General features: G+C 45.8%; 11 protein-coding genes and 1 riboswitch. Of the genes, 5 read left to right on the forward strand and 6 right to left on the reverse strand.

Annotation, left to right across the window (positions count from 1 at the left end):
* Positions 1-40: 40 nt before the first annotated feature.
* From dapD to AB6D80_RS00515, 6 genes are all read right to left on the reverse strand, one after another.
* A complete protein-coding gene (gene dapD, locus AB6D80_RS00490; protein ID WP_372187514.1) occupies positions 41-1,072 on the reverse strand; it encodes a 2,3,4,5-tetrahydropyridine-2,6-dicarboxylate N-succinyltransferase in 1,032 nt (343 codons plus the stop codon).
* Between the two features lie 264 nt (positions 1,073-1,336).
* Positions 1,337-1,978: a MarC family protein gene (locus AB6D80_RS00495; protein WP_009848347.1), complete on the reverse strand. Its 642-nt coding sequence runs from the start codon at positions 1,976-1,978 to the stop codon at positions 1,337-1,339.
* A gap of 200 nt (positions 1,979-2,178) precedes the next feature.
* Positions 2,179-3,168 (reverse strand): GGGtGRT protein, encoded by a 990-nt coding sequence (locus AB6D80_RS00500; RefSeq protein WP_032555326.1) that lies wholly within the window; start codon positions 3,166-3,168, stop codon positions 2,179-2,181.
* A 23-nt stretch (positions 3,169-3,191) separates the two neighbouring features.
* Positions 3,192-3,884: an iron-sulfur cluster assembly scaffold protein gene (locus AB6D80_RS00505; RefSeq protein ID WP_371702556.1), complete on the reverse strand. Its 693-nt coding sequence runs from the start codon at positions 3,882-3,884 to the stop codon at positions 3,192-3,194.
* Between the two features lie 194 nt (positions 3,885-4,078).
* A riboswitch (Fluoride riboswitch) is annotated at positions 4,079-4,162 on the reverse strand.
* Positions 4,163-4,316: 154 nt separating this feature from the next.
* Positions 4,317-4,610, reverse strand: a complete 294-nt coding sequence (locus tag AB6D80_RS00510; RefSeq protein WP_004735185.1) for a YebG family protein — start codon at positions 4,608-4,610, stop codon at positions 4,317-4,319.
* A gap of 89 nt (positions 4,611-4,699) precedes the next feature.
* A complete protein-coding gene (locus AB6D80_RS00515) occupies positions 4,700-5,596 on the reverse strand; it encodes a LysR family transcriptional regulator (RefSeq protein WP_372187516.1) in 897 nt (298 codons plus the stop codon).
* Positions 5,597-5,757: 161 nt separating this feature from the next.
* Here AB6D80_RS00515 and AB6D80_RS00520 point away from each other — a divergent pair, with 161 nt between their 5' ends.
* The 5 genes from AB6D80_RS00520 to recD all read left to right on the forward strand — a co-directional run bounded on the left by AB6D80_RS00520 (position 5,758) and on the right by recD (position 16,662).
* Complete coding sequence (locus tag AB6D80_RS00520) at positions 5,758-6,753, forward strand: TDT family transporter (protein WP_017098030.1); 996 nt, start codon at positions 5,758-5,760, stop codon at positions 6,751-6,753.
* 127 nt (positions 6,754-6,880) lie between these two features.
* A complete protein-coding gene (recC, locus tag AB6D80_RS00525) occupies positions 6,881-10,357 on the forward strand; it encodes an exodeoxyribonuclease V subunit gamma (protein ID WP_372187518.1) in 3,477 nt (1,158 codons plus the stop codon).
* A gap of 6 nt (positions 10,358-10,363) precedes the next feature.
* Complete coding sequence (locus AB6D80_RS00530; protein WP_170962724.1) at positions 10,364-10,510, forward strand: hypothetical protein; 147 nt, start codon at positions 10,364-10,366, stop codon at positions 10,508-10,510.
* Between the two features lie 259 nt (positions 10,511-10,769).
* On the forward strand, positions 10,770-14,462 hold the full coding sequence (recB, locus tag AB6D80_RS00535) for an exodeoxyribonuclease V subunit beta (RefSeq protein WP_372187519.1): 3,693 nt from the start codon (positions 10,770-10,772) through the stop codon (positions 14,460-14,462).
* Positions 14,443-16,662: an exodeoxyribonuclease V subunit alpha gene (recD, locus tag AB6D80_RS00540; RefSeq protein WP_372187521.1), complete on the forward strand. Its 2,220-nt coding sequence runs from the start codon at positions 14,443-14,445 to the stop codon at positions 16,660-16,662. The genes recB and recD overlap by 20 nt, the downstream gene beginning before the upstream one ends.
* Positions 16,663-16,701: the final 39 nt, after the last annotated feature.

Genomic DNA, 16,701 nt, shown 5'->3' on the forward strand with positions numbered 1-16,701 from the left:
TGTTTTTTAGTATCTAGTAATTTAGCATCTAGTGCGTAGATTAGTTGTTGCTGTGTAGCTCGCTGTTCAGTTCAACAGCAGACTTGTTCGCTAGACATTCAATTTGGCCAGTAATCGAGTTACGACGGAACAGAAGGTCAGAAACGCCAGCAAGGTCACGAGCTTTAATGATTTCTACTTCGTTGCCTTCTTTATCTAACATGCGAACCTTAGTACCCGCAGTCACGTAAAGACCAGACTCAACCGTACAACGATCGCCCATTGGGAAGCCAAGACCCGCATTTGCACCTAGTAGGCAGTTTTCGCCGATAGAGATAACCATAGTACCGCCACCAGACAGAGTACCCATGATAGAAGCGCCGCCGCCGATATCAGAACCGTTACCTACAACCACACCTGCAGAGATACGACCTTCAACCATGCTTACGCCAGTTGTACCAGCATTGAAGTTGATGAAACCTTCGTGCATTACTGTTGTGCCTTCGCCTACGTGTGCACCAAGACGAACACGAGAAGTGTCAGCAATACGAATACCTGTTGGTACCACGTAATCCACCATCTTAGGGAACTTGTCTACGCAATCTACAGACAGAGCACGACCCGCTAGGCGAGCTTCGATTTGACGCTCAGACAGCTCAGGAAGATCGATAGGGCCTTCGTTAGTCCATGCGATGTTGTGCAGTAGACCGAAGATACCGTCTAGTACCGTACCGTGTGGTTGAACTAGGCGGTTAGAGATAAGTTGCAGCTTCAGGAAGCCTTCAGCAACTGATGCTGGCTTCTCGTCAGTCGCAAGAACAACAAGAACAAGAGGTTGCTCAGATGCTGCTGCTTTTTCTGCGAAAGATGCGTTTGCTGCATCGTCGTTTGCTGCGAATGCTTTCGCTAGTTCTGCGCTTTGTGCAGCAGAGATTTCGATAGCTTGGTTGCCTTCAGTGTAACCTGCAACTTCACCAACAGCCGCAACAAGAGCGTCGCTTGGGTTTAGAAGTGGGTTAGGGAAGAACGCTTCAATGATTTTATTGTCGCGTTTTTTGGTTGCCGTACCGAAGGCTAGTGAAAAGTAAGCCATGTTGAATCTCCATGTGTTGAGTCTTGATTTTGCTATTTCATAACAGCGGCTCGAATAACAAGCGCTGCCGTTAGCAAAGTTAATTTAATTGCGTTCATCATAAAGAGAGCGCCCTCGTTATGAAAGGGCGCATCGGGATAAAGTCTGTAAAATGATATTGCTTGTCTTTCTGGAGATAGTTTTCTGCAATGAGAAAATGATGCAATTCAACAAAATTTGATATCAAAGTTAGATAACCAACGTTCTTTAAATGAACATCACTCTTTAGATAAATAGCGCTTTATAAGCCTGCTCAATCCCTTCAATCAACATCTGCATACCGATAACGGCGAGTATTAAACCCATCATTCGGGTTATCACGTTCAATGCACTTGGTCCGACAGCTTTAACAAATCGCTCGCCGAATACAAATAAGACATAGGTTAGGGTACATAGTAGGCCGAAAGCGACGATGGTTATGATGGTTTCATAGACCCCCTCGGTACTGGCAAAGTTCATCGCAGTGGCAATGGTGCCGGGGCCAGCGAGAATTGGCATTGCAAGTGGTGAGACGGCGATACTTAGAGCTGCGTCTTTCTGGGCGTCTGAGTTCACTTTCTCTTTTGCTTTGGCGTGTGTTGAATCGCCTTGCAGCATGTGGAAGCCAATCAAAAAGACCAAAATGCCGCCTGTGATGCGCAGTGCGTAAAGTGTGATACCAAATAGGTCAAAGATCAGTTTGCCAGAGAGTGCAAAAGTACTGACGATGATGAATGCGATAAACACTGAACGGAAAGCGATAGATTTAACGGTTTCCCTGTCATTGTCACCGGTTAATCCAAGAAAAATTGGCGTATTAGCGATTGGGTTCATGATGGCAAAAAAGCCCATGAACACAGTAATGGTATGAATGATGAGCTCTTTCATATTATTCCTTTGAAAAGATGCAGTTAAATACAAATAATTATTAGAAATAGATAGTAGAGTAAGTGTGAATAAAAAACAGCCAGCATAAGGCTGGCTGTTTGGTTTTAGTGATAGGTGTAGAGTTTTGGTCGTCTGTTATTGCTTGTTTCTCAGTTAACGGACTCTATTCTATGGATAGATCGTGGCGCTCAACGTTGTCGTTATGCGTTTTGAGATTCGCTTACTGCTACAGCCAATGCAACCGTCGCGCCGACCATTGGGTTGTTACCCATACCGATGAAGCCCATCATTGCCACGTGAGCCGGAACAGAAGAGCTACCTGCGAACTGAGCATCAGCGTGCATTCTACCCATAGTATCTGTCATGCCGTAAGACGCAGGGCCTGCTGCCACGTTATCTGGGTGCAATGTTCTACCTGTACCGCCGCCTGAAGCAACTGAGAAGTAAGGTAAACCTTGGCGAGTACGTTCTGCTTTGTAGATACCTGCAACAGGGTGTTGGAAGCGCGTTGGGTTAGTTGAGTTACCCGTAATACTCACATCCACTTCTTCTCTGTGCATGATTGCCACGCCTTCACGTACATCATCAGCGCCGTAACACAAAATCTCTCCGCGAGGGCCTTGTGAGAAGCGGCGGCGTTCTGTTTCAACAAGCTCACCTGTTTGGTAATCGTATTGAGTGCGAACATAGGTAAAACCATTGATGCGAGAAATTAAGTAAGCCGCATCTTTACCTAGACCATTGAGTATTACCTTCAATGGGTTGTGACGTGATTTGTTGACGTTGAGTGCGATTTTAATCGCACCTTCTGCAGCAGCAAAAGATTCATGGCCCGCAAGGAAAGCAAAGCAGTGACTTTCTTCATTTAGAAGACGTGCAGCCAATGCACCGTGGCCAATACCGACCTGGCGTTGCTCAGCAACACTGCCGGGTTTGGTGAATGCTTGAAGGCCTTCACCAATGATATTCGCAGCTTGTTCTGCGCTGGTGGCTTTGCGAAATAGCGCCAGTGCTGAGCCAAGGATATAGGCATCGGCAGCGCTTTCGAAAGCAATAGGTTGGGTATCCATCACTAGCGCTTTTGGGGCGACATTGTGTGATAGACAGTATTGGTTCGCTTGCTCTAAAGAGTCGAAGTTCATTTCTGCCAATACGCGAGTTACTGATTCATTAAATTGAGTGTTCATCATATCTTTCCTCTAAATTGGCAAAATTAGTGTTGGCGTGGGTTAATGGTGGTAACGGCTTCATCGAAGCGACCATAAGTCCCCGTCGCAAGGTCAGCAGCTTCATTAGCTGGCATGCCTTGGTTAATCGCCTTCATCATTTTGCCGAGGTTGAGATATTCGTAGCCAATCACTTCGCTGTGATCATCAAGTGCAAGCTTGGTCACGTAGCCTTCTGCAAGCTCTAGGTAACGAACGCCTTTCGCTGAGGTTGAATAGCTGGTGCCTACTTGGCTACGTTGTGTTTGACCTAAGTCTTCCAATGCTGCGCCAATTTCTAGGCCGCCTTCAGAGAATGCGGATTGAGTTCGACCGTAAACGAATTGCAGAAAGATTTCACGCATCGCTACGTTGATCGCATCACATACCAAGTCAGTATTCAGAGCTTCAATAATGGTTCTTCCAGTGAGAATTTCGGCTGCCATCGCAGCTGATTGAGTCATGCCTGAACAACCAATCGTTTCGATTAGCGCTTCTTCGATGATGCCGTTTTTTACGTTCAGCGTTAGTTTTGCTGCACCTTGTTGTGGTGCACAAGTGCCTACGCCATGGCTTAAACCAGAAATAGCGATGACATCTTTTGGACTAACCATAGCGCCTTCAACTGGAATTGGAGCTGAAGTGTGAAGATCACCCCTTTGAATAGGGCACATTGATTGAATTTCTGAAGAGTAGTGCATAATGTTTTCTCACTGATAGAGCCATTTAAGACCTAGGGCGTTGAGAAAACAGGACGTGTTGGAAGAGGTGCGGCTAATTCACTACAGATCTTGAGTATCGGTCATCCAAAGGTGACATGAAGCTCAGTCTTAATAGACTAAGTCCATTCCAAAATGGAGGAGTAGCGATACATCCAACAGTATTACCTGTTTTCGATTCTGTAGGAGTCATTAGCACGGTTCAAAAGAACGGGCGGTTGAAGCAAAAGCTTAGGTGGAACCCCATCACCTGATGGCTATAGATTAGATCTTAATCACACTTTTGTGCAAGCGAATGTTTAGAGCGATTTCGACTATAAACAGAGTTCATTATATTTCGATAAGTATAAAAAAACGCCAATAACGAGCTCTGATTAGAGACATTATTGACGTTTTTTAGAAAACTTCAGCTAATTAAGCGGCATCTTCTTCTGCGTCTTCAACAGCTTCAAGCTTCTTTTCTTTTTTCGGAGCTGGTTTACGCTTAGCACCTAATGCGTAAAGAACTTCTTCTTTGTTCTTCGCTAGGTACATAGCAAGCTCTTCTTGCTTGCCTTCATCTTCAACTAAATCGCTTTTGCTTAATAGTTCAAAAAGCTCATCAGCCATATCCAGCATTTTGTCGTATGCGTCAGCTTCGGCTTTAGAGGTAAAAGTCATTTTCTCTTCTCCGTTGCGTTCGACCACGTACTTGACGATAACAGCCATGGTTAATCCTCTAAGTTTGATAAAATTTTACTGGCTTTTTATACAGTTTCTGATGTTAAAAGTCCAGTTGGAGCCCTAACAATGCGCCCTCAATCTTGATGTGTAGCCCAGTCTTCACAATAACTCATGAAAGATTTCAGCAGTGGGCTCTGGTATTTGTCTTTGTGAACTAGCATCCAGAAACGTCGTTTCATGTCGAGTGGGACATCGAGTGCTTTCACTCGGCCTGAGTCAATTGCTCGTTGCGCCGCCAGCCGTGATAAACACGCGAATCCAAGATTGGCAGAAACAGAATTGATGATCGCCTCGGTGGTGTTGAGCTCAAAGGATTCATACCAATGTTCGATACGCGGTGCGACGGCACGCAGGAAAAACTCGCGAGTGCCTGAACCAGACTCACGTAAAATCCAATGACTATCTTCTAAATCGCTTAAAATCACTTTTTCTTTTGAATTGAGAGGGTGTTGATTACTAACAATAATACACATTTCATCGCTGCTAAACTGACTCGAAATGAGTTCAGGGTGTAATGTTTTTCCTTCAATTAGCGCGATATCAAGTTCATAATCCACCAACTTTTGGCAGATCAGCGCACTGTTTGAAATGAACAAGCTTTGATCCTGATGTTGAGTTCGTTCACGAAAGCCAGACAGAATAAACGGTGCGACCTGATTACCAATTGTGTCACTCGCACCGACCTTTAGATTGCCACTTAAAGGCTGGTCGTCACGGAACAAAACATCAATACCAGCAGCACGATGTAATATCTCATCCGCCAAAGGAAGAAGCTTTTGTCCTTCTTGATTGAGAATTAATCGGTTATTAACCCGGTCAAATAGAGAGTGACCGAGTTGTTTCTCCATTTCGCCTAGCGCCATGCTGACAGCGGCCTTAGACAGAAATAGCGCTTCTGATGCAGCGGTAAGCGTCGAATTCTGGGTAATAGTGACGAACACTTTGAGTTGTTTGATTGAAATATTAGCCATCAGGTTCCTAGTTTTACGCTGCTGGTGGAAAGGTATCGTTCAGTATTAATGAACATTTGTTATATATAATTGGATATTGTTTAACGAAGAGCAAGCGTATTATGGCTTCAACAAGCTGATGAGTTCACAAGTTTAGTGAATTAAGTTTAAGAGAGGCTGACATGATTCAACGTATTAAATATAGATTAACAGGAGCTCCAACTCCCATGGCAGGGTTAGCACTCGCAATTGCAAGTTTAGGCTGGTGTTGGGATGGTGTTTTAGTCGCACAAGGTATTTTGCACACACCGGGTTTAGTGCAGTGGGTCAGTGCTGGTATTGCGGCGGTATTGCTTCTTGTTTTAGCTGTGAAATTTTTGATTCACGGCCACTTATTACGTGAAGACCTTGCTCACCCTGTTGTCGGCAGTGTTGTACCCACATTCGCAATGGGTTGTATGGTGGTGTCTGCTTCGTTGGCTCCGATCTCTCAATTCTTACAAGAAGCTGTGTGGCTCGCTTCGGTAGCGTTACATGTCGTGTTCTTGGTGAGCTTCTTATACCACAGAGCTAAAAACTTTGAGATTCACCACATGGTGCCAAGTTGGTTTGTGCCACCAATCGGTATTATCGTGGCAGACGTTTCTTTTTCAGGTAACCCGATCTTAGAACCCGTTGCTCACGCGACTTTAGTCTTTGGTTTATTGGTTTATGCCGTAATGCTACCTCTTATGATCTACCGTTTGATCTTCTCTCATGAAGTACCTGACGCAGCAAAACCAACCATTGCGATTATGGCGGCACCAGCAAGTCTATCTTTAGCAGGCTACCTAACGGTGACGGCAAATCCTTCGCCAGTGATCATTGGGTTACTCTTTGGCATTGCAGTGTTGATGACGTTTATTATTTACATCGCGTTTTTCAAACTACTTCGTCTGCCATTCAGCCCTGGCTATGCGGCGTTTACATTCCCAATCGTGATTGGTGCAACGGCGCTATTCAAATTGGCGGCTTGGATGCAAACTGTTGGTGTGGAAACTCACTATGTGGATCAAGTCTTCAACCTAGCCTATCTAGAATTGATTGTGGCAACGTTTGTAGTGGGTTATGTGGCGGTTCGTTATTACATGAATTACAAACCTCACCGTGTTCTAAGTGCGGTAGGCAGTAGATTGTAAGAAGCAATAGTTCAAAAGATAAACGGACCTTAAGTTTTCAGTATTTCATAAGCTTATATTGCTAATCCAAACTCGGCACTTATGCTAATCTGGCAGTATATTGTGGCAAGATTAGCGTGAGTGCACTTTGTTTACTGTTTATCATTCCAATAAAGTTGATACTTTAAAAATCCTTCTCGTTCACTTAATCAAAAGTGACCCTTTAGCCAATCCTTTCGAAAAAGAGCAGATCTTGGTTCAGAGCCCTGGTATGTCTCAATGGCTTAAGATGGAACTCGCCAAAGAGTTTGGTGTAGCAGCAAATATCGATTTTCCTCTCCCAGCAACCTTCATTTGGGATATGTTTACCCAAGTGCTTCCTGATGTACCGAAACGCAGTGCTTTTAATAAAGAAGCGATGACGTGGAAGCTGATGAGTTTGCTACCCGCTAAGCTTGACCACCCTGATTTCTTACCCCTGCAACGCTATCTTGAAAACGACGAGGGTGATTCGAAGCTGTATCAATTGGCAGAGAAAATTGCCGATATCTTCGATGGTTACTTGGTGTATCGACCAGAGTGGATGGCGATGTGGGAAGCGGGAGAGCCCGTTGCTGAATTGGTCGATGATGAAGGGCAGCAAGAGCACCCTTGGCAACCGATTTTGTGGCAAGCACTCTATGAGCAAACTCTGTCTCAAGGCCAATCAAAATACCACCGTGGCAATTTGTACCACGACTTCATTGAAGCGCTAGCCAATCAACAAGGTCAATTGCAACATCTGCCGAAACGCTTATTTGTGTTTGGTATTTCTTTGTTGCCTCCTCGTTACATGGATGCGTTGAAAGCTTTGGGTGAGCAGATTGATGTGCACTTGATGTTCACCAACCCTTGCCAACATTACTGGGGCGATATTCGAGACCGTAAATATTTGGCAAGAGTTGAAGCCCAGCGTCGTAAGCAGTTTGCGTTGGTTGATGGTTTACCTCAACTAGAAGGCGAAGTATCACCATTGAAAGATGGCATTGAAGCCAACGTTGAAGACGAACTGCATACCAGCCAAGCGGTCGGTAATAGCTTACTCGCATCTATGGGTAAGCTAGGCAGAGATAACCTGTTCTTGCTATCTCAATCAGACAGCGAAGAGCATGAGTTCTTTATTGATGTTGAGAGGGATAACCTGCTTCATCAACTGCAAGCCGATATTCTCCAGTTAGAAGAGCATCAAGACGATCACATCTTAGATTCCAGCAACCATAAACAGGTGGTTGAGCTTGGCGATCGCTCGTTGACGGTACACGCTTGTCATAGCCCAATGCGTGAGGTTGAAGTCCTTCATGATCAGCTGTTGGCGATGTTTGATGCCGATCCGACATTAAAACCACGCGATATCATCGTAATGGTGTCTGATATTAATGCTTATAGCCCAGCGATTCAGGCGGTATTTGGTAATGCTCCGGGTGAGCGTTATATCCCTTACTCGATCTCTGATAGAACCGCAGACCAAGAAAGCCCAATTCTGACCGCTTTCATGCAATTGATCGCGCTACCGAACACGCGCTGTTTAGCCTCTGAGTTGCTAGAGCTGTTAGAAATTCCTGCGATGATGGCACGCTTTGGTATTGACGAGTTTCAATTCGAGCAAGCCAAGCAATGGGTTGAAGAAGCGGGTATCCGTTGGGGTGTCGATGCTTCAACGGCGACAGAATTTGATCTACCTGCGACCGAGCAAAACACTTGGCTATTCGGCATTCAGCGCATGTTATTAGGATATGCGATGTCGGACTCTGCAGGTTTATTTGAAACTGAACACTCTCCAATTGCCGCTTATAACGAAGTTCAAGGCATTAACGCCGAACTTGCAGGTAAGTTAGCTCACTTTATCGATCGTATCGCTCATTACCGTCAACGCCTTACTGAGACTCAATCTATCGATAGTTGGCGTGAAACCTTGCTGCAAATGATTGATGATTTCTTTGCGGTTGAGCTGGAAGGCGAGGTGGTGCTCAAATCGATTCGTGATGCACTTTCGCAACTGAATGAACAGCTTGATGATGCCTTGTATGAACAAGAACTGTCACCAAGCATTATCTACCAATACCTCAATAATAAGTTATCTGGCGCGCGTATTAGTCAGCGTTTTTTAGCAGGCCAAGTTAACTTTTGTACCTTGATGCCGATGCGTTCTATTCCTTTCAAAACCGTTTGTCTATTGGGAATGAACGATGGTGTTTACCCTCGCTCAATGCCGCCAGAAGGTTTTGATTTGATGAACGGGCGCACTCGTCCAGGTGATCGTTCTCGTCGTGATGATGACCGTTATCTATTCTTAGAAGCGATGTTGTCAGCACAAGAGTGCTTGTACATCAGCTATGTCGGCCGTTCGATTCAAGATAATACTGAGCGAGTGCCGTCGGTATTGGTTTCAGAGTTGATTGAATACTGCCAACAGAACTACTGTTTGAGTGACGACCAAGCCTTACCAAGTGATGACTCAGGCATCAACCTGACTCAAGCGATCAGCTTTGAACACACCATGACACCGTTTAGCCCAACAGCCTTTACTCAAGGTGATGCAAGCCATGTGCTGAGTTACGCCAAAGAGTGGCTTCCAGCGGCTAACCGTTCCGGTGAACGCAGTGGTGAATTTAATCGCGCCTTAGATGAGTATTTGTTGGGTGCGACGTACCCGTTAGAACTCGATTTGGTTGAGTTACAGCGTTTTTGGCGTTTACCAGTGCAGTACTTCTTTAATCGCCGCCTAAAAGTGGTATTTGAGCCGCCACTTCCTGTGATGGAAGATGATGAGCCATTTGTACTTAATGGTTTAGAGAGCTTCCAACTTAAGGATGCTTTGCTACAAGTGTTACTGGACCACCCTGAAGGCGCAGACGAAGCCGTTCGATTGTTTGTCTCTGAGCAAAAAGCACAGGGCCGATTACCGGTTGGCGCCTTTGGTGATATCGAATTTGAAACCAACCGTGTGCAAGCGGAAGACTTAGCCAAAGAGATTCGATTTGTGAGTGGATCACCGCAGCAAGATCTCGAAGTGAATATCGAATTTGATGTGTTAGGCGAAGGCAAACCTGTTCGCTTGATGGGTTGGTTAACTCAAAACTATCAATCAGGTCTAGTGCGTTTCCGTAGCGGCAAAATACGCTCTCAAGATTACTTAGCAGCATGGATCGATCATTTATGTTGCGCAGTGATGGGACACGGGAAAACGACCCATATTATTGGCTATGACAGAAAAGAGGGCGTTGTTCACCAGACGCTACAGCCTATCGGCGATGCGCAGCAGGTGAAGAGCTTGTTGGCTGAATTAGTGCGACTGTTTTATCAAGGCATGACTGCACCATTGCCTTATTTCCCGAAAACCGCATTGGCTGGTGTTGAAGCGGGCTTTAGCCGTGGTAAGTGGGTCGATGACGAAGAAAAGTCGCTCAAGAAAATGGCCGATACCTTTAATGACAGCTTCGCCTTTACGGGTGAGGGGAGAGATACTTACATCTCACGTATTTGGCCTAAGTGGGACGATGAGCTGGCTGTTGAGTCACGGATGTATTCAACGCTTGTGTTACAGGCGGCAAGGTTGGCTGCTGCCGATCTGGAAGATCAGGAGTAAGTGGTTGTGATCGACAAGATCAATAGCGAGTGCGCTGAATTAATGAAAAACGAAAGAGAGTCGCTGGTCAGCATTTGGGATACCTGCTTTCAAGGTGAAGAGAAGCAAAGTACAGGAAATAAAGTGGCCGCCAGTAAATCATTATTAGTGTAGGGCGTTCGCTGTACGGCCACAGGTCAGAGGGACCATTATTCTGTGGTTCAAAGTAACGCATGAGTATAAAACTCGAATCGCGCTCCTGAACTCGTGGGCGCATAGTAGCGAGGCGATCTGAATTGATCCGTGAGAGAGATCGCACTAACTATTAACAAATCAGCGTAGGACGTAAATTGAATGACGTTTTCCACGCTAGGTCACATTTATAGCAATAGTCACATTTTTAACAGACTCATCTATCAAAAGGCAGTAAGGCATGACGACCACAAGCAGTGTTCAGGTAATCGCTCCAAAAACACTCGATACCATGACGTTTCCACTTCATGGCGCGCGTTTAATTGAAGCATCAGCGGGTACGGGTAAAACATTTACCATCGCTGGCTTGTACTTGCGCCTACTGCTCGGGCACGGCACGGCTGCACCGCAAGGCGATCTGACTGAAGCCACTCGACACCATGAGCCGCTAACCGTAGACCAAATTCTGGTGGTGACCTTTACTGAAGCGGCAACGGCTGAGCTGCGAGACCGTATCCGTGCTCGAATCCACGATGCACGTATTGCGTTTGCACGTGGGCAAAGTGACGACCCAGTGATTGCGCCTTTGTTACAAGCAATCGATGATCATGCTGGCGCGGCAAAAACTCTTCTTAACGCTGAAAGACAAATGGATGAAGCAGCGGTCTACACCATTCACGGTTTCTGTCAGCGAATGTTGACTCAAAATGCCTTCGAGTCAGGAAGCCGCTTTGATAATGAATTTGTGACCGATGAAAGCCATCTGAAAGCGCAAGTGGTAGCCGACTATTGGCGTAAGCAGTTTTACCCGCTGCCAATTCAATTGGCTGGCGAAGTGCGAAATATTTGGGGATCTCCCGCTTCGTTATTGGCTGAAGTAAATCGCTACCTGACGGGTTCTCCACTAAAGCTAACCGTGGAAGCAATGTCGGGTGACTTACAAACACTGCACAATCAAAACCTAGATAAAGTGAAGCAACTTAAGGCGTTGTGGTGTGAATCTGAAGCGGACTTTTTGGCTTTGATCTCAAGTTCAGATGTGAACAAGCGCAGCTACACCAAGAAGTCTTTGCCGACTTGGTTAGAAGCCGTCACAGCATGGGCGCAGAGCGACACTCATGATTACCAGTTCCCAGATAAACTAGAGAAGTTCTCTCAAGCCACTCTAATTGAAAAAACACCGAAAGGCACAGCACCTCAGCACGCCGTTTTCGAAGCGATTGAGGACTTCTTAAATTCTCCAGCAGATCTAAAAGCTCCATTGCTGGCGCATGCCATTACCCATTGCCGAACCATGTTAGCCAAAGCTAAACAGCAAAAGCAGTGGTTATCGTTTGATGATTTGTTGACTCAGTTATCCGCGTCCATTGATGTGGATGAGCAATCATTGCTGGTGGAGAGAATCCGCACCTTATACCCAGTGGCGATGATCGATGAATTCCAAGATACCGATCCGCTGCAATACAGTATTTTTAGCCGAATCTATCTCGATAACCCGCAATGCGGTCTGTTTATGATCGGCGACCCGAAGCAGGCTATCTATGGCTTCCGTGGCGCGGATATCTTTACCTATATCAAGGCGAGAAACCAAGTTAGTGCTCACTACACTTTAGGGACTAACTGGCGTTCGAGTGCTGATATGGTCAGTGCAGTAAACCAAGTGTTTATGAATTCGGACAGTCCGTTTATCTACGACCAAGACATTCCATTTTTTCCCGTCGCAGCCAGCCCATCGGCCGACAAACGCCAATGGGTGATGAACGGAGAAACCCAGCATGCACTGACCTTTTGGCTACAAGAAGCGGAAGACAAGCCCTTACCGAAAGGCGAATATCACAAAGCAATGGCTGAGGCGACGGCGAGTCAAATTCAAACCATTTTGACCGCTTCTCAAAACGAGCAAGCTTATTTTGATAACGGTAAAAAACAACATGCCGTGAATGCAGGTGATATTGCTGTCTTGGTTCGAACTGGTAGTGAAGGTCGCCTAATTAAAAATGCGTTGTCGGAACAAGGCATTGCGAGCGTGTATTTGTCTAACCGAGATAGCGTGTTCACCAGCTTGGTCGCACAAGACATTCAACGCCTACTGCAAGCGGTGCTGACGCCTGAAAATGACCGTGCATTGCGTGCGAGTTTAGCGTCAGAGTTGTTTGCTTTGGATGCCGCATCATTGGATGAACTCAACAACGATGAAGTGGTTTGGGAAAATGTCGTTAACGAATTCCGAGAATATCGTAAGTTGTGGCTGCAACGTGGCGTATTACCAATGCTTCGCAGCGTGATCAGTAAAAGGCACCTCGCGGAACGCTTACTAGAAGAAGAAAATGGTGAGCGCTCACTCACTGATTTGATGCACATTGGCGAACTGTTGCAACAAGCAAGACAAGAACTCGACAGCGACTATGGCTTGTTGCGTTGGCTGGCAGAAGCGATATCCGATGCGCAAAATGGTTTAGGGGGCTGTGAAGACGACATTCAACGCCTTGAATCAGAGAGAAACTTGGTTCAAATCGTTACCATTCATAAGTCGAAAGGCTTGGAATATGACCTTGTATTTTTGCCGTTTGTAGCGAGCTACCGTGAAGCGAGCGAAGGCAAGTTCTACGATCATGATTCAGATACCACAGTACTTGATATCACAGGCAGTGACAGTGCCTTAGCACAAGCCGATAAAGAGCGACTGGCGGAAGACCTACGCTTGATTTATGTAGCGCTGACTCGTGCCGTTTACGGTTGTTTCATTGGCATGGCGCCACTGCGTAAAGGGCGTTCAACCAAAGAACCGACGGGCGTGCATTTGAGTGCGATGGGCTACTTGGTTCAAAACGGACAAGAGCAAGGCATCGCTGAGTTGAATCAAGCTTTGTCAGCGATTGAGAGTAAGAATTCAAGCGTATTACTGTCTGAAACACCAACCGCTCACGAGCAAGTGTTTGTACAAACAGATCAAGTGAGTGACGACTTACAGGCTAGTGAACTTAAAGCTTCAATTGACCGAGCTTGGCGAATCACCAGTTACTCGGGGCTTGTAAAACAAGGCAGTCACGGCGCAAACCATGATGCGACGATTGAGGTGTCAGGTTTTGATATTGATTCGGCTGATGAACAAGACGAGTCGGAATTGATTGAACCTGAACGTTCTATATTCACGTTCCCTCGTGGCGCTCGCCCTGGTACTTTCTTGCACACCTTATTTGAGGATGTTGAATTTACTGAGCCAGCAACCAGCGAACATAACACGCAAGTAATTACTCACTTATTAGAGTCAGAGCAATACGAGTTAGAGTGGCTACCTGTGCTTCAACAACTGGTCGATACCGTTCTTAATACCGCATTGGATGGCAAAAATCTAAAGCTGAGTGAGAAAGACTCGACTCAACGATTAGTCGAAATGGAGTTCTTGTTGCCGATCGAAGTGTTGGCCGCATCTGAGCTGAATGAAACCATTCAATATCACGATCCGTTATCGGCTAAAGCGGGCGACTTAGGTTTCCAAACAGTACAAGGCATGCTGAAAGGCTTCATCGATTTAGTGTTCGAGCACCAAGGTAAATACTATGTGCTCGACTGGAAATCGAATCATTTAGGTGATGATGTTGCCGTCTACCATGGTGAGGCATTGAAATCGGCGATGGCCGACCACCGTTATGATCTGCAATATCAAATCTATGCGTTGGCATTGCACCGCTTCTTACGCAGCCGCGTTGCGGATTACAGCTATGATCAGCACTTTGGTGGGGTCTATTACTTGTTTTTAAGAGGAATGGACGGCCAATCTCAACAAGGTATTTTCTCGGCGAAACCTACATTGGCTTTGCTCGATGAAATGGATCAATTGATTGACGGTAAAGTGATAGACAGACGTTCAGCACAATTGAATGACAATGAAACTGGACAGATGGGGCTTTATAATGACAACAACGACCACTAATATGGAAACAGCGAACTCTGTAAAGCCAGTTTCACTTATCCCTGAGCAGCTCATGAATGTATTAAAGTTCCTAGCGGACAAAGGTTCAATTCGTCAGTTGGATTATCAATTTGCCCGTTTTATTGCTCAGCAAGCGACGAGTCATTCTCAAGAGATCGGGTTTCTAGCTGGCGTTGTAAGCCATGAATTAGGCAAGGGGCATATTTGTACTCAGCTTATACAGCAGCATAAGGCAGGCCCTGAACAAACGACAGATCTAGCCCAGTTGCTTGGTTTGTACGGTGAAACGGCACTGCAATTGAACCAAAAACTGTTGGGTATTGATTGGGTGACTGTTCTGCAATCATCTAACCTAGTTGGAACAACTAATGACTGCGTTAAGCCGCTGATGTTTGATGGGCAGCGTGTCTACTTACAGCGTTATTGGAACTACGAAGTTGTGTTGGCTGAAACTCTAAACCGTTTAAGTAAGCCAGTAGAGTTCAATATTGAGCAGAAAAAAGCACTGACTGAGACGCTCAATCAGCTTTTTGCACGCAGTTATCACTTCCTGTTTAATGCCTTAACCAAGGCTGAAGCAAACCAACAAACCTCTCAGGTATTACGTCAGCAGTTAGTGTGTGACCATCTAGATATCGTCGATGAACAGGCTTTGGATTGGGGTTCTATCGATCAAGCGATTGTTCAAGCCAAACAAGTGACCGATTTAGATGTGCTGGATAGTCTAGTGCCGTTATCTGTCTGTTTGAACTGGCAAAAAGTAGCGGCAGCGGTGGCGTTAAGTCGTCGCTTCGCGGTGATTTCTGGTGGGCCGGGTACCGGTAAAACGACCACGGTAACTAAGTTGCTGTCGGCGATGGTCGAGCAATCACTCAGCCAAGGTAAAATACCGACGATCAAGCTGGTGGCTCCGACAGGTAAAGCGGCGGCGCGTTTAACTGAGTCGATTGGTAAAGCGATTGAGCAATTGCCTCTAGCTCCTGAAGTAAAAGCCAACATACCGACGGAATCGAGCACCTTGCATAGGCTGCTCGGCGCTATTCCTAATCGAGCGGAATTTAGACATAACCGACGCAATCCACTTCACCTTGATATCTTGGTGGTGGATGAAGCTTCTATGGTTGATCTGTCGATGATGTATAAGCTGGTGGATGCACTTCCTGAGCACGCAAGGCTTATCTTGTTGGGTGATAAAGACCAGCTCGCTTCAGTAGAAGCTGGTGCCGTGTTGGGTGATATCTGCTCGTTTAATTCAACAGGCTACAGCACTGCGCAAGGTAACTTGATTGCGGAAATGACAGGCTTTGACTCGATAGCCAAACCAAGGCAGGTTAAAGCAGTATCTGTAAATCCGCCTGCGATTGCAGACAGCTTGTGTATGCTGCAGAAGAGTTATCGTTTCGATGCGCGTTCAGGTATCGGGCAGTTGGCAAAAGCGATCAATAATGGCTCGGCGAGTCAAGTAGACCAAGTCTTTGCGAAAGGGTTTGATGACATCGAAAACCATCCCTTGTCGAGTGACAGCTATAACTTGATGCTACGTACTTTAGTTAATGAATATGGTGCGTATCTGAACCGAATGAATGTGCCATTGGAAGAGCTAGAAACTCAAGAAGCGAGAGCGAAATCGGTTCTCGATTTGTTCAGCCAGTGTCGGTTGCTGTGTTCCATTCGCGAAGGTGACTTTGGTGTTAAAGGCCTCAACCACAGAATCGAAAGGGCACTTGCCGCAAGACGCTTGGTGAATCCGCACAACGATGAATTGTGGTATCACGGGCGACCAGTAATGGTAACGCGCAATGATCATGGCTTAGGTTTATACAATGGTGATATTGGTATCTGTATGCTTGAGGCTGATGTAAGTAGCTCTTCTTCAATTGATGATAACTCAGCCCCTCGATTAAAGGTGTACTTTGAATTGCCCGATGGCAGTGTAAAAGCTGTACTACCAAGTCGAGTGCCTGATCATGAAACCGCGTATGCAATGACGATACACAAATCTCAAGGCAGTGAATTTGATCTGACCTTAATGATCTTACCGCCAGACTTCAGCCCTATTTTAACGCGAGAACTTATCTATACGGGTATTACACGTGCTAAGAAACGACTGATGATGTTCAGTGATACCAATGTATTGAAGCGTGGTATTAAGGTAAAAACAGAGCGAGTGAGTGGTTTAGGAAGTCGATTAACTAACTGACGGTCAGTGGTTTTAGTGGAGGTGCAGCTGGAAGTAAAA

Origin of the sequence: Vibrio sp. 10N.247.310.17, from assembly GCF_041466605.1 — a bacterium.
GTDB classification, from domain to species: domain Bacteria; phylum Pseudomonadota; class Gammaproteobacteria; order Enterobacterales; family Vibrionaceae; genus Vibrio; species Vibrio tasmaniensis_A.

Coding starts and splice junctions, on each gene's coding strand:
- dapD (WP_372187514.1), bottom strand. CDS start 1,072: ATGGCTTACTTTTCACTAGCCTTCGGTACGGCAACCAAAAAACGCGAC.
- AB6D80_RS00495 (WP_009848347.1), bottom strand. CDS start 1,978: ATGAAAGAGCTCATCATTCATACCATTACTGTGTTCATGGGCTTTTTT.
- AB6D80_RS00500 (WP_032555326.1), bottom strand. CDS start 3,168: ATGATGAACACTCAATTTAATGAATCAGTAACTCGCGTATTGGCAGAA.
- AB6D80_RS00505 (WP_371702556.1), bottom strand. CDS start 3,884: ATGCACTACTCTTCAGAAATTCAATCAATGTGCCCTATTCAAAGGGGT.
- AB6D80_RS00510 (WP_004735185.1), bottom strand. CDS start 4,610: ATGGCTGTTATCGTCAAGTACGTGGTCGAACGCAACGGAGAAGAGAAA.
- AB6D80_RS00515 (WP_372187516.1), bottom strand. CDS start 5,596: ATGGCTAATATTTCAATCAAACAACTCAAAGTGTTCGTCACTATTACC.
- AB6D80_RS00520 (WP_017098030.1), top strand. CDS start 5,758: ATGATTCAACGTATTAAATATAGATTAACAGGAGCTCCAACTCCCATG.
- recB (WP_372187519.1), top strand. CDS start 10,770: ATGACGACCACAAGCAGTGTTCAGGTAATCGCTCCAAAAACACTCGAT.
- recD (WP_372187521.1), top strand. CDS start 14,443: ATGACAACAACGACCACTAATATGGAAACAGCGAACTCTGTAAAGCCA.